23 protein-coding genes are annotated in these 18787 nt (G+C 42.0%); 10 read left to right on the forward strand and 13 right to left on the reverse strand.

Annotation, left to right across the window (positions count from 1 at the left end; translation table 11 throughout):
- Nucleotides 1–69: 69 nt before the first annotated feature.
- From NSQ43_RS01210 to NSQ43_RS01225, 4 genes are read left to right on the forward strand one after another with little or no spacing between them, the layout of a single operon-like run.
- The gene (locus NSQ43_RS01210) at nucleotides 70–966 is read left to right on the forward strand and encodes a LysR family transcriptional regulator (protein ID WP_339254733.1); all 897 of its coding nucleotides are present in this window, start codon (nucleotides 70–72) and stop codon (nucleotides 964–966) included.
- 60 nt (nucleotides 967–1026) lie between these two features.
- Nucleotides 1027–1686: a lysoplasmalogenase gene (locus NSQ43_RS01215; RefSeq protein ID WP_339252357.1), complete on the forward strand. Its 660-nt coding sequence runs from the start codon at nucleotides 1027–1029 to the stop codon at nucleotides 1684–1686.
- A 36-nt stretch (nucleotides 1687–1722) separates the two neighbouring features.
- Nucleotides 1723–2949: a peptidase T gene (pepT, locus tag NSQ43_RS01220; RefSeq protein ID WP_339252359.1), complete on the forward strand. Its 1227-nt coding sequence runs from the start codon at nucleotides 1723–1725 to the stop codon at nucleotides 2947–2949.
- A gap of 12 nt (nucleotides 2950–2961) precedes the next feature.
- Nucleotides 2962–3924 (forward strand): multidrug resistance efflux transporter family protein, encoded by a 963-nt coding sequence (locus NSQ43_RS01225; protein ID WP_339252361.1) that lies wholly within the window; start codon nucleotides 2962–2964, stop codon nucleotides 3922–3924.
- 170 nt (nucleotides 3925–4094) lie between these two features.
- Here the strand turns inward: NSQ43_RS01225 and NSQ43_RS01230 are convergent, their stop codons facing one another.
- The 5 genes from NSQ43_RS01230 to NSQ43_RS01250 all read right to left on the reverse strand — a co-directional run bounded on the left by NSQ43_RS01230 (nucleotide 4095) and on the right by NSQ43_RS01250 (nucleotide 8902).
- On the reverse strand, nucleotides 4095–5165 hold the full coding sequence (locus tag NSQ43_RS01230; RefSeq protein ID WP_339254735.1) for an ABC transporter substrate-binding protein: 1071 nt from the start codon (nucleotides 5163–5165) through the stop codon (nucleotides 4095–4097).
- Nucleotides 5166–5212: 47 nt separating this feature from the next.
- A complete protein-coding gene (locus tag NSQ43_RS01235) occupies nucleotides 5213–6001 on the reverse strand; it encodes an ABC transporter ATP-binding protein (protein WP_339252363.1) in 789 nt (262 codons plus the stop codon).
- A gap of 4 nt (nucleotides 6002–6005) precedes the next feature.
- A complete protein-coding gene (locus NSQ43_RS01240; RefSeq protein ID WP_339252365.1) occupies nucleotides 6006–6827 on the reverse strand; it encodes an ABC transporter permease in 822 nt (273 codons plus the stop codon).
- A 248-nt stretch (nucleotides 6828–7075) separates the two neighbouring features.
- The gene (locus NSQ43_RS01245; protein WP_339252367.1) at nucleotides 7076–7429 is read right to left on the reverse strand and encodes a rhodanese-like domain-containing protein; all 354 of its coding nucleotides are present in this window, start codon (nucleotides 7427–7429) and stop codon (nucleotides 7076–7078) included.
- 201 nt (nucleotides 7430–7630) lie between these two features.
- Nucleotides 7631–8902 (reverse strand): acetyl-CoA hydrolase/transferase C-terminal domain-containing protein, encoded by a 1272-nt coding sequence (locus NSQ43_RS01250; RefSeq protein WP_339252369.1) that lies wholly within the window; start codon nucleotides 8900–8902, stop codon nucleotides 7631–7633.
- Nucleotides 8903–9004: 102 nt separating this feature from the next.
- On the opposite strand from NSQ43_RS01250, the gene NSQ43_RS01255 reads away from it, so the two are divergent.
- Nucleotides 9005–9718: a hypothetical protein gene (locus tag NSQ43_RS01255; protein WP_339252371.1), complete on the forward strand. Its 714-nt coding sequence runs from the start codon at nucleotides 9005–9007 to the stop codon at nucleotides 9716–9718.
- Nucleotides 9719–9795: 77 nt separating this feature from the next.
- Nucleotides 9796–10125: a CHY zinc finger protein gene (locus NSQ43_RS01260; RefSeq protein WP_339252373.1), complete on the forward strand. Its 330-nt coding sequence runs from the start codon at nucleotides 9796–9798 to the stop codon at nucleotides 10123–10125.
- 46 nt (nucleotides 10126–10171) lie between these two features.
- On the opposite strand, the gene NSQ43_RS01265 is transcribed toward NSQ43_RS01260, so the two are convergent.
- From NSQ43_RS01265 to NSQ43_RS01280, 4 genes are all read right to left on the reverse strand, one after another.
- Nucleotides 10172–10594, reverse strand: coding sequence for a DUF1801 domain-containing protein (locus tag NSQ43_RS01265; protein ID WP_339252375.1), 423 nt, complete (start codon nucleotides 10592–10594; stop codon nucleotides 10172–10174).
- Nucleotides 10595–10622: 28 nt separating this feature from the next.
- A complete protein-coding gene (locus tag NSQ43_RS01270) occupies nucleotides 10623–10994 on the reverse strand; it encodes a VOC family protein (RefSeq protein ID WP_339252377.1) in 372 nt (123 codons plus the stop codon).
- 125 nt (nucleotides 10995–11119) lie between these two features.
- Nucleotides 11120–12196 carry an AI-2E family transporter gene (locus tag NSQ43_RS01275; RefSeq protein WP_339252379.1) on the reverse strand — a complete coding sequence of 359 codons (1077 nt, stop codon included), beginning with the start codon at nucleotides 12194–12196 and terminating at the stop codon, nucleotides 11120–11122.
- A 133-nt stretch (nucleotides 12197–12329) separates the two neighbouring features.
- Nucleotides 12330–13175, reverse strand: coding sequence for a VOC family protein (locus tag NSQ43_RS01280; RefSeq protein ID WP_339252380.1), 846 nt, complete (start codon nucleotides 13173–13175; stop codon nucleotides 12330–12332).
- A gap of 102 nt (nucleotides 13176–13277) precedes the next feature.
- Here NSQ43_RS01280 and NSQ43_RS01285 point away from each other — a divergent pair, with 102 nt between their 5' ends.
- Nucleotides 13278–13610, forward strand: coding sequence for a helix-turn-helix domain-containing protein (locus NSQ43_RS01285; RefSeq protein ID WP_339252382.1), 333 nt, complete (start codon nucleotides 13278–13280; stop codon nucleotides 13608–13610).
- A 29-nt stretch (nucleotides 13611–13639) separates the two neighbouring features.
- Here NSQ43_RS01285 and NSQ43_RS01290 read toward each other — a convergent pair whose 3' ends face one another.
- The 4 genes from NSQ43_RS01290 to NSQ43_RS01305 all read right to left on the reverse strand — a co-directional run bounded on the left by NSQ43_RS01290 (nucleotide 13640) and on the right by NSQ43_RS01305 (nucleotide 16332).
- Nucleotides 13640–13972, reverse strand: coding sequence for a L,D-transpeptidase (locus NSQ43_RS01290; protein ID WP_339252384.1), 333 nt, complete (start codon nucleotides 13970–13972; stop codon nucleotides 13640–13642).
- Between the two features lie 100 nt (nucleotides 13973–14072).
- Nucleotides 14073–14609: a topology modulation protein gene (locus NSQ43_RS01295; RefSeq protein ID WP_339252386.1), complete on the reverse strand. Its 537-nt coding sequence runs from the start codon at nucleotides 14607–14609 to the stop codon at nucleotides 14073–14075.
- The gene (locus NSQ43_RS01300) at nucleotides 14606–15181 is read right to left on the reverse strand and encodes a hypothetical protein (RefSeq protein WP_339252388.1); all 576 of its coding nucleotides are present in this window, start codon (nucleotides 15179–15181) and stop codon (nucleotides 14606–14608) included. The genes NSQ43_RS01295 and NSQ43_RS01300 overlap by 4 nt, the downstream gene beginning before the upstream one ends.
- A 98-nt stretch (nucleotides 15182–15279) precedes the next feature.
- Nucleotides 15280–16332, reverse strand: a complete 1053-nt coding sequence (locus NSQ43_RS01305) for a hypothetical protein (protein WP_339252390.1) — start codon at nucleotides 16330–16332, stop codon at nucleotides 15280–15282.
- Nucleotides 16333–16523: 191 nt separating this feature from the next.
- Here NSQ43_RS01305 and NSQ43_RS01310 point away from each other — a divergent pair, with 191 nt between their 5' ends.
- The 3 genes from NSQ43_RS01310 to NSQ43_RS01320 all read left to right on the forward strand — a co-directional run bounded on the left by NSQ43_RS01310 (nucleotide 16524) and on the right by NSQ43_RS01320 (nucleotide 18775).
- A complete protein-coding gene (locus NSQ43_RS01310; protein ID WP_339252392.1) occupies nucleotides 16524–16658 on the forward strand; it encodes a hypothetical protein in 135 nt (44 codons plus the stop codon).
- Nucleotides 16659–16995: 337 nt separating this feature from the next.
- Nucleotides 16996–18174, forward strand: a complete 1179-nt coding sequence (locus NSQ43_RS01315) for an IS256 family transposase (RefSeq protein ID WP_339250818.1) — start codon at nucleotides 16996–16998, stop codon at nucleotides 18172–18174.
- Between the two features lie 400 nt (nucleotides 18175–18574).
- Entirely contained in the window at nucleotides 18575–18775 is a 201-nt protein-coding gene (locus tag NSQ43_RS01320) for a hypothetical protein (protein ID WP_339252394.1), read from the forward strand.
- Nucleotides 18776–18787: the final 12 nt, after the last annotated feature.

Here is an 18787-nt window from a genome sequence, read left to right on the forward strand (position 1 = left end):
AGTAAAATAAATTATAATAATGAGTATGATAAGTAAAATGTTATAATCGAATTCAAGGAGTGATGAATGGTGGATCAGCAACTTCAAATATTTGTTACAGTAGCTGAAAAAGAGAGCTTCTCACGTGCCGCCGAGGAGCACCATATGACCCAACCGGCAGTTAGCCAGTATATACGCCAACTTGAAGATGAGATTGGGGCAAGGCTATTGGAACGCACCAATAAGTATGTTCGACTAAACAAAGCAGGCGAAATCGTTTATCACCACGCAAAGGAAATTCTTGCTTTATATACGAAAATGCAAAATCTTGTCGATGACCTTGCGAATAAGGCGAGCGGCCCTCTGTCTATTGGCGCCAGTTATACATTCGGAGAATACGTACTGCCACGCATTATCGCCAATCTAAAGCATACTTATCCCGATATCCAACCTACCGTTACCATTGGGAATACGGCAACAATAGCTGAATTGGTCGCCGGCCATCAGCTCGATATTGGAATTGTGGAGGGAAAGTTCAATGCGGCAAAACTCATTGTCGAGGATTTTGCAGAAGACGCTATGGTCGTCGTATGCGGAAGCAACCACTCGCTCGCCAAAAGCGATAGGCTGATTGAACTTAATTCATTGGAACGGGAAACGTGGATTGTTCGGGAGAAAGGCTCGGGAACACGGGAGGCCATGGACAATTTATTTTCACAATATGGAATTTCGCCAACAAATTTGATGAATTTCAGTAGCACACAACCCATTAAAGAATCTGTGGAAGCGGGTCTTGGAATCAGCCTTCTTTCCCAATGGTCTTTGAAAAAAGAGTTGAAGAACGGTGACTTGCACGTGCTGAATATTAGGGGTCTGCCATTCACCAGGAAGTTCTCCATTGTAACGAACACACCGTTTCAAACAAAGGCACTTGAGGTTTTCATCGAGATCCTTCGGACGAATAAATTGCTAACGACACTTGACTAAAAGGATTATAGACACTTTTCCCGAATAAGTAATAGTACGGAAAGGGGCTGCTGTTTTCCAATGAAAAAAATCGTATTGACAGCAATTATCATTTTTGGTTCCATTTACATCTTTTTTATTCCACCTGAACCGGTCGGTTTTAAGATCTTTATGAAACTTGTTCCGATGGCGCTTATCCTTACGTTTGCTGCAATGACACCGACGTTTGTTTCACGAAATTATAAGAGAACCATTATTGCCGGCCTATTAGTCTGTATGATTGCGGACGGTGTCATCTATTGGTTTTTGGCAGGTCTTATTACTTTTTTCATCGGACATGTTTTTTACATCTTCGCCTTTAAATCGGTAAGTCGCAATCGTGTGCCTATATGGGCAGCAATTCCACTCTTGCTATATGGAGTGTTCATGGCTGTATTGCTTGCAGGTTCACAGTTTTCTGTTGGCCAATCGGTTATGGGGTTCGCAATTATCGCCTATATTGCCGTTATTCTATTGATGGGATGGATGGCAATCCGCACACGATTAAAACTTACCATTGTAGGTGCGTTACTATTCATCTTTTCCGACTCCGTGCTTGCTATCGACCGTTTTGTTCTCGATATTCCTTACCGAGACGCTTTTGTAATGGTGACGTATTATGCAGCCCAAGTTTTCATAGCAGCAAGCATTGGAAGCCGGGTTATTCAGTATTCCGTGAATCGAAACAATCTGATAAGATGAAGGAAACAATGCTTTTTATTATAGGAGGTTTTTAGAATGAAAGAAAAATTGATCGAACGTTTAACACGCTATGCGAAAATCGATACACAATCGCATGAAGCAAGCACAACTACTCCATCAACTCCGGGACAATGGGATCTGCTTCATGTCCTTGAAAAAGAGCTTGCTGAAATTGGTATGGAGGAAATAACTTTAGACGAAAACGGTTATTTATTCGCATCCCTTCCGTCAAATACTGAGAAAGAATTGCCGGTTATCGGATTTCTTGCACATGTTGACACTGCGCCGGACTACACTGGTAAAAACGTCAATCCACAGCGAATCGACAATTATGATGGCAATGACATTCAGTTGAATGAAAAGACTGTGATGTCTGTTAAAGCATTCCCTGAATTGAAAAACTATGTTGGCCACACGCTTATCACAACAGACGGAACGACGTTATTAGGTGCGGACAATAAAGCCGGGATTGCTGAAATCATGACGGCTATGGAGTATTTGATTCAGAATCCTGACATTAAACATGGGAAACTACGTGTTGCTTTCACACCTGACGAAGAAATTGGGCAAGGGCCTCATAAGTTCGATGTGGAGGCGTTCGGTGCGAAATATGCGTACACGATGGACGGTGGTCCACTTGGCGAGCTTCAGTATGAAAGCTTTAATGCGGCTGGCGCTAAATTGACATTCCACGGAACAAATGTGCATCCTGGTTCTGCTAAAGACAAGATGGTGAACTCCATTCTCATTGCAAACCAATTCCAAGCGGCAATGCCTGCTGATGAAATTCCGCAAGTGACAGACGGCTATGAAGGGTTCGTCCACCTTACGGATGTGAGTGGATCTGTTGAAAAAACTGAGTTGCATTACATTATCCGCTATTTCGATCGCGAAACATTCGAGGCACGTAAACAATTGATGGTCGATACTGTTGAGCAATTGAAACAGGAACATGGCGAAGGTGCCGTTGAACTTGAATTGAATGATCAGTATTACAATATGCGTGAGAAAATCGAGCCGGTTATGGAGATTGTCGATATCATTTCGGATGCATTCAAAGTGCTTGAAATCGAGCCGAATATCGTACCGGTTCGCGGTGGTACGGACGGTTCCCAGCTTTCCTATATGGGTATGCCGACGCCGAATATTTTCACTGGCGGTGAAAACTACCACGGCAAATATGAGTATATTTCTGTGGACAATATGGAAAAAGCGACGAACGTCATAATTGAGGCAGTAAAACTTTACGAAGAACGTGCATAAGGGGACATCCTTATGAAGGCGATTTGGATTGGGATTCTGTCATCTCTATTTTTCGCGGTGACATTCGTGTTGAATAGATCGATGGAGATTTCGGGGGGCAGCTGGTTATGGAGTGCCTCCCTCCGTTATTTTTTCATGGTTCCGTTTTTGATTGCCATCGTGGCCTATCGTAAAGGGCTTCGGGAAACGGGTAAGGCAATGGCTGCAACTCCCCTTCCCTTTTTCACGTGGAGCATCGTTGCATTCGTACTCTTCTATGCCCCTTTGACATTTTCAGCGGCTTATAGTCCCGGATGGTTGCTTGCGGGCACTTGGCAATTAACGATTGTTGCGGGCGTACTGTTGGCGCCGTTGTTCGTTATTGTTGTGAGGACTAATGATGGGGAAAAGAGGATTAGGCAGCGGATTCCTTTAGTATCACTCTTCATAACATTAATTATTTTCGCGGGCGTTGTTTTGATTCAAATTCCGAATGCGAATAGTGTCGATACACGCACTCTATTACTTGGCATTCTTCCGGTCATCGTTGCGGCGTTTGCTTATCCTTTAGGCAATCGGAAGATGATGGATTTATTGAAAGGTAGGCTTGACACGTTTCAACGGGTGCTAGCAATGACGTTGATGACGATTCCTGTGTGGGTTGGTTTTGCCATCTATGCGCTGCTTACTGCCGGACCGCCTTCTTGGAGTCAGGTTATTCAGTCGCTAATTGTCGCGGTCAGCTCAGGCGTCATTGCGACGACTCTATTCTTCATGGCGACGGACCTTGTACAAAATGATCAAGGCAAGCTTGCGGCAGTTGAAGCGACACAATCTACAGAGCTTATATTTGCAATGGTAGGTGAAATGCTTATTCTGCATATCGCATTGCCTAACGCACTTTCTTTGGTTGGTATATTGGTAATAGTGATCGGCATGGGGTTGCATAGTTATCAGACTTCAGTTGTGATGGGGAAAATCCCAACGTCCGAATAGTCCATTGCTCATATTTTGGTGATATATTTACGGATTCAATAGATATATTCTATTATTCAATAGATATAATCATAGATTCAATCGATAAACTTACTGATTCAATCGATATCCAGACATTTCTTCTTAGCCACACGAAAAAACGCTCAGTGCAAAACTGAGCGTTTTCTCTTTTATTCGTAAACCCCAATAACTTCCACAGCTTTTTCCGTCAATGAAGTATCTACCGCTTTGTCAAAATCAATATCTCCAAGAATCGCACCATTTGCTTTATACGTTTCATATTGCTTCTTAATATCATCAACGAACATCTTTCCATTCGGGTCGAGACCAGTGACGTTTACTCTGTCCCACAACTCATGATCTTTCAAAGCGGTATGCATCACCATGATATCGACGATTTCATCCTTGTCGATATCTTTAAAGAATGCATCGTTGTAATCCCGGACGCCTTTCAAATAGGCTGCCATGAAACGCAAAGATACTTCTTCATTTTCCATGAATTTCGGGGAAGCGAGCACCATGGCGATCTGAGATTCAGGGGCGTAATCGGTAGCATCCCCGAAGCGAACGTGAATACCATTTGCAACCCCTTGTGCAATCAAAGGCTCGATACTGAGAGCAGCATCAATTGTACCCGCATTAATCGCACCAAGCATTGCACCAAAATCCGCGATATGGACGTATTCGACATCATCCTCAGTCAATCCCGCATGTTTCAACATTTCCTCGTAAATATACCCATCAATCGAGTTTCTTGAAGACACGGCTATCTTTTTCCCTTTGAAATCAGGATAATCCTTAATTTCATCCACCATATGGTTGCCGATTACGAAAGTGAAATATGATTTGCCAGGCATATTATGCCCTTTATCCGCAATGATCCGAACGTCGATACCTTGTGCAATCGCGTTGAAGAACGATGCAGTCGAGACCCCCCCTGCAATATCCACTTCCCCTGCGGCAAGTGCCGGCAACATATCGTCACTATTGGCAAAGTCCGCAAAAGCGACTTCTATATTGTATTCCTCAAAATATCCTTTTTCCTTTGCAATATAGAAACCCGCTCCGGAAGCTGCACCGTCTTCAGCGATTAAAATCTTCACCCTTTTGTCTAAAGGAGCCAAATCACCGGAGGGCGTTTCAACGACTGAATCTCCAGGAGTCGTTGGTTCTGTCTTTTCAACAGGATTCGTTTCTTTTTTGGAGCAGGCCCCTACTATTAAAAGGACCGCCGCCAACATTAATAGCCACCCGCACAGGAACTTTTTTCTCACCTTTTTTCCCCTTTTCACTTATTCTCTCTCCTTGATTGTTGAACTTCATCCTGCAAGTGTTTCCAAATATCGACAAATTGCTCTGCAAGTACCGGGTCCTTCCGGATATCCTCTATCGTCCTTGGCCGTGGTGTATCGATCTTGACTTGTTGTATGATCTTGCCGGGTTGCGCACTCATAAGGAGGATTCGGTCGCTTAACAATAATGCTTCATCAATGCTATGCGTTATGAAAATAACTGTTTTTTTCGTTTCAGACCAAATGGATAGCAGTTCTTCTTGCAAGATGAATTTATTCTGTTCATCGAGCGCTGCAAACGGCTCATCCATCAGCAAGATTTCCGGGTCATTTGCAAAGGCACGGGCAATGCTCACCCGCTGTTTCATGCCACCTGACAATTCTTTCGGATATAGGTGTGCAAATCGGTCAAGTCCGGTCTTTTTCAAATAATAGTTCGTTCGTTCTTGCACAACGTTCTTCGGCATTTTCCTCATTTTCAAACCAAATGCGACATTTTCCTTCACCGTCAACCAAGGTATGACGCCCCTCTCCTGAAAAACCATTGATTGGAGAGGTCGCCCTTCCTGCTCTTGATGAATTTCAAATTCCCCAATACTTGGCTGTTCGAGTCCTGCCAATATCCGAAGTAAAGTCGTTTTTCCGCATCCGCTTGGTCCGACGATACAAACAAATTCACCCTCCCCGATTGTGAGAGAAATGTCCTCGAGGGCGGTCACACTCGATTGTTTTTTATAAAATGCTTTTGTTAGTTTCCTAATTTCGATTTTCGCTCTCTTTTCCATCCAATCACCTCCAAGGTAACAACTTTTTCTGTAGACCGCGAAGCATCAAGGAGAAGAGATAGCCGAAGAATGAAATAAGGATGAGACCGACATACATCTGCTCGAGCAGAAATGCCTTATACGATGTCCAGATTAAATATCCAATCCCCGAAGTTGCACCCATCATTTCTGCAGCAACAATCGTAAGCAACGCAATTGCCTGCCCCATCTGAATCCCTTCCAACATTACGGGCATTGCGCCCGGCAATGCAATTTTAAAAAAGAACTGTGTCTTACTCGCGCCATAATTATCAGCAACATCCAAGTAAATTCGGTCAATGTTCAAAACACCCGCAGCCGTATTGATAACGACTGGGAAAAATACACTTCCTGCTATCGTTACAACTTTCGACAGATCACCAATTCCGAAGAGGATAATGATGATCGGCAGCAATGCAAGCGTCGGTATCGGCATAAGTGCCATAACAAGCGGCTGCACAAAATGTCGAATCGGAGAATAAAGCCCCATCAGCAAACCGATTACCACCCCAGGGATAACTCCTGCTAAAAACCCAACAAAAATCCGGTACAGGGAAACCCCGATATGGTCAACCATTACACCGTTCGCTACCATTTTGGCAAAAGTGCCTAAAATAGCGGATGGTGGCGGGAAAAATCGAATATCCATTATTCCTGTCCTCGAAAGTACTTCCCATAACAGTAAAATGAAAATTGGCGAAGCAATCGTTAATAACTGCTTATATCGTTCCTTAGATTGTCTTTGCTTCCATTCCCGTTGTTCAATCTCATACGGGTCATGTCGACCAGTCAAATTCTCTTTTTTCAATGGTCACCACCTCTTTAATTTAATAATATGAGAATGCTTATGGGCTGGCTTGGGCAAAACAGGTCGAATTTTGAAGATTGGGTAGGGTTTGGGGTGTGCAGAGGAGGTGATCGAACACTTTTGAGTGGGAATGAGAACTATTTCGATGAGAAGGAGAACTCCAATTGTGTGTTATAGGAACTTCAAAAAAAAGGCATCCTATCGTTAGTTTTTAGCGATAGGATGCTTTGCTTCTTTATTTTATTCAATCAACCGCGCCAAGTGCTCATGCCGCCCCTGACGTTTATTACGTTAGAGAAACCTGCTTTCTTTAATAAGTTAGCCGCCTGCGAGCTCCGCATACCGCTTTGGCAGAGGACGACCGTCTCTTTCTCTTTATCCAGTGTCTCCAATTTCGATTTAAGTATATTTAAAGGGATATTCTTGAATTCACTAATGTGTCTACCTTTATATTCTGCCGGTGTACGCACGTCGATAAATTGCTTAGAATTATCTTTCAACATGCCTTTCAATTCTTCGGTCGATATGGATTTCACGCCTTTTTTCGGCATCATTCGCCAAGCAAAAAATGCAATGATAACTATCATGATGATCCATTCCATTTTCATACCCCCTGCAGTATTTTTATTATAGAAGTAATATACCATGCGGGGTATAAATATGCAACTATTTATATTTTTATCACCGACTCAGGCGACTTTATCACCGACTCGGACAACTCTCTTTTCATTCATGCAAAAAAAACGCCCCGCAAAATTAAAAAAGAGAAGCCTTGCCACTTGGAGGCTTCTCATCTCATCTCTTCAATCAATCAATCCAAACTCCTTCGCTTCCCGCGTTAAGTCATCCCTGAACTTCGGATGCGCAATCCCGATCAACGCTTTCGCCCGCTCGGAAATCGACTTGCCATGCAATCGTGCAATGCCATATTCCGTCACAATATTGTCGACATAGTTTTTTGATGTCGTCACGACGGATCCCTCACTTAAATGCAGTTTTATCCGCGAAATCGCGTCATTTTTCACCGTTGAATGCATACAGACATACCCTTTTCCATATTTCGACAAACGAACACCTCTTGCAAAATCGGCTTGTCCACCACTTGAGGAATAATATCGCCCCGCAACCGTCTCGGAAGCACATTGGCCATATAAATCCACTTCAGTTGTCGCATTGATCGACACCATATGATCCTCTTTTGCAATCTCATAAGAGTCATTTACAAGTCTCACCGGTAAAAATTCAACTGATGGATTATTATTTATAAAATCATAAAGTCGTTGTGAACCGAAAGCGAATGACGCGACAATCTTCCCTTTATGCGTCATTTTTCTCATGCCATCGACAGCACCGGCCTCGACGAGATCCACAATTCCATCGGTCAACATCTCCGTATGGATACCTAAATGACGACGGTCTTTCAACATTTTCATAACTGCATTCGGAATAGCACCAATACCGATTTGCAGTGTGTCTCCGTCTTGTATATCTGCTGCTACGAACTCGGCAATTTTTCGGTCCTTGTCAGTAATGACTGGCGACTTTTCTTCCGCAAGAATCTGATCATTTTCAATAAACCCAGCAACTTGGCTAATATGGATTTGGTGCTTTCCAAATGTGCGCGGCATATGTTTATTAACCTCAAGGACAAATGGAACCTCACCAATGAAATCAGCCGTATAATCAGCATTTGTGCCGAGTGAAAAATAGCCATGCTCATCCATTGGTGACGCAACCGCAATTACCATAGGATTTTTGGTTGTCTTTCTTAAAAGATAATACATTTCTTGAAAGACATTTGGAATTAATTCCACATGCCCTTCCCAAAACGCTTTTCGTGTCGCCGCACTTAGAAAGTAAGATATATGTGAAAGATGCCCTTTCATCTTCCCATTAATATAATCGCGTTCACGCAATGCCAATAATTGATGGACTTTGACATTTTCCAATTGCTTATGATGCTCCTCCAAAATATCTAGTAAACCGTGGGGCTCACCGTTTGAAAGCGGGATAATGATATCCATGTCTTTATCAATTAACTGAATAAATTCCTCTGGTTGTAATAGCTTAGTCATTTCTTCAAATCCTCCTGCTATACTTTATTATCTTTATAGTATATTTCAGACCGAGCGCTCGCTCAACTTGTCGAATTATGCGAGAATACATATAATATAGATATGACGAAATTATCAAATGAGCAAATTAGACAACTGAATAGCTATAGTGTTTACGTAAATCCACCTCTTCATCCCCTATTTACTTTACACGATTTATTGGATCGTGAAAAAACATCGGAGTGTGTAAAAGCGGTGCAAATCGTGAGCGGCAGTCCGAACATGACTGTTGCAGCATCATTTTTCATGCGACGGGTTGGTATGTTTATTAATATGCAGCTTTTTAACTTGGCGGTATATGATGAAATATGGGATGGGGACGAAACGAAGATGAATTTTGGGGCAATTAAAGAGTACGGCAATAAAACAGTAAGTACATTTGTTGCAATGGACGATTGGAAATCTGTTGACGAGGATGAGCACAGGGGGGCCATTCGAAGTATTTTACTATGGGCGAATAAAATAATCCGTCAAATTAGGACCGTTACATCCATCTCTCCCCTAACATTATGGGAGAACATTTTCGGATTTTTATTGTGGCAGTATCACGTCATGTTGGAAAACCCCGCCACAATTGATACAGCGCGCGCGGATTTGAATTGCTTAATGGATGACAAAACATGGGATGGAATTTCAGCAAAATCATTATTCGCTAAATTCTTAAATGGTCGAGAGCCTTTCGAACTCTTACAGACGACAGTTCGGACGACTTGCTGTTTCTCAAAAGATGTACCCGGGTTGATGCAATGTGGGTTTTGTCCGCTAAAAATTAGTTAGCCCGATAGGCTAAGTAAGATTTTTTATAAGGAAGGATTTCCAAGCAATAAGAAATTATTCAAAAAAGGTGAGAAGCGATGCTATGTAAAGGACATCATGTGGCGGGCAATGTCATTGATAACGAGACACGCTGCGTACATTACCATTCAAGACTTGATATAATTGCAATCAAGTTTTATTGCTGTGATACATATTTTCCTTGTTTTCAATGCCATGAAGAGGTAGGTTGCGGAAGTCCGGAAGTGTGGCCGGCTGATAAATTTGATGAAAAAGCTATATTATGTGGAAGTTGTGGGAACGAATTGACGGTGAATGAATATCGCGACTGCGACTCAGCATGTCCATACTGCAAAGCCGAATTTAATCCAGGATGTAGCTTGCATGCAACATTATATTTCGAAAAATAAATGTTAGTGACCTAACACCTTTCCCCGTTTGGTCACTAACATCTTTTTATTTATCCGGATATCTTTCCTGCAAAAACCTTACTGATTGGTCAATCAATGCTTTCAATACATCAACGTTAATATCTGCTATTTTATTAATATACACACAGGACTTTCCAGATGTATGTTTTCCGAAGTCCTTTAATAACTCGTCCCGTTGTGTGTCTCCGGTTGCGAAATATAAACTAATTTTGGCTTTCCGTGGAGAGAAGCCGACAAGAGGTGCGTCGCCTTCGTGTCCAGAATCATATTTATAATGATATTTGCCGAAACCGATAATGCTTGGCCCCCACATTTTCGCCTCAAATCCGGTTGTTTCAGTAAATATGTCTAACAATCTGTATGCGTCTTCACGTTTTTTGGGACTGTCTACAAGTTCGATAAACTCAATAACACTACTATCGGTTTCTTTCGTTTTTAACTCGTACATTTTTTAACCACCCTTCCTATATTATTTCTTATCTATGTTGATCGATAAGAATAGGATTGCCATCTGGATCTTCAAGTGTAAAACTTGCGGGACCCTCGCTTGTTTCATCTGCTTCAGACAGTATATTTATCCCTTTTGCTTTAAGCTGTTTTTGCAAGTCCCGAATATCAGTAAATGCATCAAGGTTTTCAGCATTTTCATTCCATCCCGGATTGAAAGTCAATATATTCTTTTCAAACATCCCTTGAAAGAGGCCAATAATGCAATTATTATTTTTCATAATAAGCCAATTTTGTTCGATATTACCCCCGAAGATTTGAAACCCCAAGCTTTCATAAAACAACTTCGATTTGTTGATGTCTTTTACACTTAAACTTACAGAAAATGCTCCCAATTCCATAGTTATCCCCCTTATAATTTGTATTACTACAACCAAGTATACCCAATATTCTAATATATTGGTGCGAATATTTATACTTTCCGACTAAAAAAGCCCCCAATCATGGAGGCTTTTAAAGACTTACTTCAGATGTCCTTTGTAGCAGCGTGTTTAATCTTTCTTCGCTGGTCATAAATATTGCTCACAATCACCTTACCAACCGCGTACACGGGGACGCCGACGATAATCCCCACGAATCCAGCAATATTTCCCGCTGCCAAAATGATAGTAATAACCGTTAACGGATGGATATCAAGCGATTTCCCCATAACGTTCGGTGTAATGAGGTTACTGTCGATTTGCTGGGCGACCAGAGTTACGATTGCCACTAAAATGACGAGTTTAGGGTCTTGTATATAAGCGATGATAACTGCTGGTGTAACAGCAATCCACGGCCCGATAAATGGCACTAAGTTCATAAATAGTGCGAAGATCGCAAGGAGCAGCGAATACTTCAACCCGATTAGCAAATATCCGATTAAGATTAGTGATGCCAGTATGGCGCTTATTAGGAACTGGCCTTGGATGTACGAACGCAATACATTGTCAATGTCACTTAATGTCTTTTTGACCCACTCGCGACGTTCACCACTGAAAAGATTATAAATTTTCGGCGCGAATTTTTCGTGATCCTTCAGCATGAAGATGAAGAAAAAAGGCACTAAAATGAGCAAGAACATCGCTTGGAAAAAGGATTGTAAAAATTGAACGAACCATTTCCCGAATTTCACAGCAATCGACTGAAGAGAATCTGTTGCGCTTTGTACGGATTTCTGCAGACTCTCAGGCAGGTCGTCTTTTTGTTGCCAAAAGCCCTTCACTTTTTCAACTTCCTTCGTCAAGGTTGGGGCATCCTCGACAAGATTATTAACCTGGTTTGTAATGGGTGGACCAATAATGGAAATGAAAATCCATAGCACGACCGCAAGCCCGGCAAGGATGGTTAAAATACTTGCCCACCGAGGAAATTTTCGTTTTTCAAGGAAGTGCTGTATCGGTTCTGTCATGTAATAAAGTACACCGCCGAGTAAAAGAGGCAGTATAATTGCTTTAATAATAATGACAACCGGCGCAAAAATGAAGCTGATTTCCATGAAATATTTAATGATCAGTATCGACAACAAAATCCCGACGCCCACTTGGAACCATAATTTCTTCGTCAATCTCTCACTTCCTTTACTGTCTATGTTAATTAAAGTTAAGTATACGGTTAAATACGTTCCGTGTCGAAAGGAAGTTTCAAATTGAATGAAAAAAGGAGCAGCAGATAGATGCCTGCGCTCCTTGACCAATTTATTAATGAATTCGAAGGACGATGCCGTTTCCAGCCGGATCTTTTGTAAAGTAAGTTTCATCCTCTTTATCCACTTTTCCACCAAGTGCTTCAATGTTCTTTATCGCTTCTTCCAGTTTGTTCTGTTCAGGATATACTAACGTATATGCCTGCATCCCTGCACTATCTTCCGATGGAGCTGGAGCACCCGCCCCATTCCACGTGTTCAACCCAATATGATGATGGTATTTACCGGTTGACATGAACAATGCTTGTGGATAAGGGGTGACTACTTCAAATCCAAGTGCTTCGTAAAAGGCTTGAGACTCTGGTAGGTTTGCAACGTGCAGATGGACGTGCCCCATGATCGTGTCCGCAGGCAAACCATCCCATTCTTCATTACCACTTGCCTCAACAATCCCTTGTGCGTCAAGTGGATCTGTGCTCATTGAAACGAAATCATTATGCCACTCCCATTCTTCCGGTTTGCGGTCACGATAAATTTCAATACCATTTCCGTCTGGATCAGATAAATATAATGCTTCACTCACTAAATGATCTGAAGCTCCAAGAGGAATTTGGTTCCTTGATAAATGCTTTATCGCTTTTCCGAGATCTGCGCGTGTTGGCAATAATAGCGCGAGGTGATAAAGACCTGTGCGACGCGATTCTTTCGGTTTTATGTTTTCAGGCTGTTCCAATACGATCAATGGCTTTTTGCCATCTGCAGTTAGAGCCACTCGATTGCCTTCCTTTGATAAAACCTTAAATCCAATAATTTCTGTATAAAAAGCCGTTAGTTTATCCAGATCAGTCACTTTCAAATAAACTTCACCGGTATACGTATGTGGTGGTTGATGAAATGTCATATTTATTCCTCCCAGTAAGTTACTTACTTTATGTAACTAACTTTATATGTTATGATAAGTATTGTCAACATAAAACGATTTTAATTGAAAGGAACGCTATTTATGAGTGAATTCGAGCTTTGTCCACGCTTTGAGCAAACTGTTTCCATATTAAGCCAGCGATGGACCGCATTGATTTTATATCAACTCATGTCCGGTCCCCAACGCTTCTGCACGATGACCGATAAATTAGGTGTGAGCGGAAAAACGTTGACGGAAAGGCTTAAGGATTTAGAGCAACGTGGGTTTGTTGTGCGTAATGTCTACCCAGAAACGCCAGTGCTTATTGAATATTCATTGACGGAGAAGGGAATGTCCTTGACCCCGATTATGAAGGAAATTGAAAATTGGTCGAAGGAATGGATTGAACCAGTTTCTTCTTCTTCGAACGAGTAAAGCCGATTGCGAATTGAGCAACCGGCTTTTTATTTATGAATTTTAACTATTGTTCCTAACAGCACCAATGAGGATAGTTCGAGGACATCTTTGTTTTGCATTCGGATGCATCCATGGGAAACACTTTTCCCAATGGAGGAAGGATTATTTGTTCCATGAATTCCGTAATGCGGCTTGGAAAGTCCCATCCAAAATGCACCGAACGGGCCACCTGGATTTAGTTGTTTATTGATAATTCTATATGTCCCTTTCGGCGTCGCTGTTAACATTTTCCCAACCGCTATCGGGTATTTTTTTAGTAGACGCTTGCCGTCATACAATTTCAATTCATGTTTTCCAACAGAAACGTCTATCCAGCGCATCGTTTACCTCCTTCGTGAGAAAGGGTTGTTGTATAGGATACGTAGGAATGTGAAAGCAGACTGGGCTTGTTATTGGATGCCGGGCGCATCTTGCTTTGGCTTAATCCTCATTTTTCATCCCTCGCATTTTGAAAGTCGATAAAAACCCTTCAATTTGCTCCGCTGTTTTCAAGTAGTGAACGGTCTTCCCTTCATTCGCATATCGTTCCATCCGTTCATGCATTTTCACTTTTCGGCGTTTATACGTTGTCACTATGAATTTGATGAACTCCCAGTCAATCTTTTCCGGACAGCCTTCCGTCATATCTTCACGAGTTTTTCCGTGATATTGAATACGCCTTTTAATGACGCGATATAGACAAACGTGCATCGGTAGTTCGATGTAGATGACCGTATCGGCATGAGGTTCACGAATGTTGATTGTAGATGTATAGTTACCTTCTATTATCCAACGATTCTTTTCGACAATTTTTTGCTGGGCTGATGAAAATTCTTCCCTCGGTGCTTCCTCCCATCTTGGCCGCCAATAAAGTCGATCCAAATGAGTGACTTCGATTCCCGTAATTTCGCCAAGTCGACGTGAGAATGTCGATTTGCCAGCACCCGCAGAAACTCCAATTACCATAACCTTGTTCACTCCATCCCACCTCGCAATTCAGAAATCCACGGATGACCGGGTATATGAATATCAAGTGCCTGACAAAGCCATTTCTTGTCTTGAACGTTCAATATATCCTTAACAGCTATAAAATCTGCATGATCTTTTTCCCGGGTATTCTTGGATTTATATAAAAGAACGATTATTGGATGTAGGATTGGAATCCCTAAGTTGGAAATCAAAAACGTCGAAGAGGCTGGATAAGTTATTTGAGGCTCTCTTCTAAACACCCATTTACCTTTTTCAAATTCATTCAATAGTACTTCGAGAGCATCTTCACTGTTGAGATGTTTTCCGTGCAATTCGTGTATCGGCAACTCCAACGTCTCGTTTCCCCAGTTAGCCAACTTCCCATTTACCGCTTTGTCGAATTTCCAATCCATTAAATAATTTCTCATCCGATGTTGATCCTCACGCGATATGGCGATTTCAATATCCGAATGCTCCCTTGTTTGATTCCCAATAAAAAGATCTATCGCCCAACCGCCAGCGATTCCCCATTGCCGGACATAACCCGCCATCCAATCAGCCACTTTTCGACATTTCTCCACAGATATCCCCCTTTACACGAAAAAAGGAGTGACCGCGTCACTCCTCATTTAATCTCATATTGTTATTTTATCTGAATGTTAGCTCCAATTCAAATGTGTTAGAGCTTTCCTACATAATTTAAGCGCTCTAATTCTTGTGAGTCATATGCCCCGTCCAAAATCGCCTGAACATCCTTCAATGTATCTTGAAGGTTTACCGACTCGCCCTTCTGACCCGTATATTCTTCTGCCACGTAAAACGGCTGTGTCAAATAAGCTTCCAAACGTTCGCCACGTTTAAATGTTTGCATTTCAGACGTTGGCAGATTCTCCTCGCCACGCACATTCACAAGTGAGCGTAATTCACGGTAACGACGTAGGAGTTTTTGTGCCCTTTGTTGAATAAAGAAGTGATTTTGATCCATATGTGCGCCTTCCAAAACGGAAGAAGTCGATACTACTGGGTTTACAGCTGGAAAACGGTGTCTTGCGGATAAATCCGCATCAAATTGCCATAGTGTTTCAAGTGGGCCATATGGCATTTCTTCATCCATAACTTCCCCGGTCAAGTCTAAAAGAAATGTCGTCACCGACTCCATTCCAATTTGCTGCAAACGCTCTTGCAGTTCGTAAATTCCCCCAGTAACTACATGACCCTTATCTGCTGCAAAAGCAATTTCTTTTTCTGTTCCAAGTGCGGTGATTTTTTCGTAGGTTTCATCAATAGATTGTGTTGTGATGTCCACATTTCCCAAAACGTCTAACAGTTCCGGGAAATCCCCTTTTGGCATTAACAATATTGTTGTAAATCCCTCTGTCTTCAAGCGGTAAAACAATTCGCTCAACACAACAAGCTGCCCCATGTTTTTCCGTGCGACCAAACCGACCGTGCCCCCTTTTGCCAACGGTGCAAATAAATCCAACGTTTTAATTTTCGTCTCGATCATTTCAATCTTCTCCCCCCGGATTATCAATTCGTCTAAACTACATTCCGCCAAATCAGCCAGTGCAACAAGCGTCCTCACTTCCGATTTACCAACTGAAATTTTCCCTGTGCACAAATTCGAAACCGTTGCAGGCCTTAGACCAACTGCTTTAGCGGCACTAGTTAAATTGGGCACTCTTCTCCTTAATAATGAAACATTCAGCCTGAGATTGTCTCTTTCCATCATTTCCCCTCCTTACTCCATATAGTAATTTATATTACGTAACAAAGCAATAGGTATTTACTCTAAAGCGTAATTTATTTTTCAAATAACAAATCCTTTATAAAATCAATTTAAATATAAATAATCCGGATAACTTTTAAGAAGTGGGGCATCTTAACATTGATTCACATCTACGTGAGGAAGGTGGCGTTTTTATGAAGAAAATGGCGGTAGCGGCATTAGGTATCGGAGCGGCATTTCTGATGCGAAATAAAAATGCCCGAGAAAAGCTGATGAAACAGTTTGAATCTCTCGCAGAACCATTCACCTCAAAAAATGGATCATCTTGATTCATAGAAGTCAACGGACTCACGGAAAACTCGGCATCCATTTTGGGTGCCGTTTTTAATTGGAGTGAAATGAATGGGCCTCTGTGCGAGAGAATGGGCCCTGAAGCTGAAAGAATGGGCCCTAACGTAAAAGAATCGACCTTGATGCATAAAGAATGGGCCCTCGTGCAAAAGAATGGACCCTGAAGCAGAAAGAATGGACCCTGAAGCAGAAAGAATGGGCCCTCGCGCAAAAGAATGGGATTAAGTCCATATAATTGTGTAAATAGGAAAAGGCCTTTTCCATCCCTTGTGATAAAATGTTTTCAACCACGATAAACATTTGGAGGAATGGAAAATGGCCCAACTTAATTTTAACCTAGATATGGATGTTTTAAAAGACTCTGTGATGAATTCAAACATTGATGCTGTCGTCAAATCCACAATCGTTTTAGTCCTGAACGAATACATGGAAATGGAACGGGATGAGTACTTGAACGCTGCGTCCTACGAGCGTTCTGCCGACCGTGTAGATTATCGAAACGGATATTATGAGCGTGATTTTACCATGAGTATCGGAAAGATTACTTTGAAGGTTCCCCGTACTCGCCAAGGTGATTTCGCTCCCTCAGTCTTTGAAAGATATGCGCGATGTGACCAAGCCCTTGTTCTATCCATGCTTGAAATGGTTGTGAATGGGGTGTCAACACGAAAAGTCACCAAGATTGTTGAACAGCTTTGCGGTAAGAGTGTGTCAAAATCATTCGTTTCCTCCCTTACAGCGAAACTGGATCCCATTGTCAATGAATGGGCAAATCGTCCTTTGAATACAAACTTTTATCCTTACTTATTTGTGGACGCAATGTACATTAAAGTTAGGGAGCACAACCGTGTAGTCTCTAAAGCCGTCTACATCGCTTTGGGAGTGGACAAGGAAGGTCGTCGGGAAATCTTAGGGTTGAAAGTAGATCATAACGAAAGTTATAAGAGTTGGTCCTCCTTTTTCCAACATCTTATTTCAAGAGGTCTACAATCACCAAAACTGGTTGTTTCCGATGCCCATGAAGGTCTTAAAAAAGCCATTCAAGAGGATTTTTTAGGAACCTCTTGGCAGCGATGCAATGTCCACTTCAAACGCAACATCGTAGAAGCTTTCCCTAAAAAGGACAACCAGGAAGCAATCAGTCTACTAAAAAGCATATTTGCCGCAGAAGATATGGACACCGTGCGAAGTCTGAAAGAGCTGTTCTTTGAAAAGTACGAAGAGAATCCCAAGTACCAAAAAGCATTAAAAATACTTGACGAGGGATTTGAAGACTCAATCCAATACATGAATTTTCCTATCGCCCATCGCAAGTCGATACGAAGCACTAATGGTGTAGAAAGGCTGAATGAAGAGATCCGCAGGCGTGAAAGAGTTATCCGGATCTTCCCGAATACCCAATCCGCTTTTAGGTTGATTGGCGCCGTACTCATCAGTTATGTCGAATCAAATAAATACTGGAATAAACGATTGTTTACAGCTAAAAAGTCGTAAGACTTGATGCATCGTGAAGCAACTTGACTTGGAGCCTCTGCGGGCATGAGTCCCAAGCCAGGAAACCCAGCCGTTAGGGCTGGCTTTTCCCGCCAAGGCTATCATGCCCGCCTCTCCAAGTAAAGTTGCGAGATAGAGTTTCGTAGGCATATCCAGTATTGCCTAACATATTTGTAACGTCTTATATTAACCTGAAAACATTAAAGGGAATTTACACAAGACTAAGGACTTGACTAAGAATGGACCTTGAAGCTGAAAGAATGGGCCCTCGCGCAAAAGAATGGACCCTAAAGCAGAAAGAATGGACCCTCGCACAAAAGCGACGGCTATCGCTTAAGTAGTTTAGAGTCTCCTAAATCGGGAAAGTATTTTTTAAGTAGAATAATAGGAGGTTTCGATTATGAAAAAGAAAATGGCTTTGGCTGCTCTTGGATTGGGTGCCGCATATTTGATGAGGAACAAGGATGCTCGGGATAAATTGTCCAAGCAATTTGAGACGTTTGGATCCACTCCTCTTAGAGGGGAGAAAGGTTCCCGCGCTTCCACCTCTACCACGACATCGAGCCGGAATAAAGGATTATTAGGCGGGCTTTTTAGCTGACCTTGGATAGAA

This window comes from Sporosarcina sp. FSL W8-0480 (assembly GCF_037963765.1).
Lineage (GTDB): Bacteria > Bacillota > Bacilli > Bacillales_A > Planococcaceae > Sporosarcina.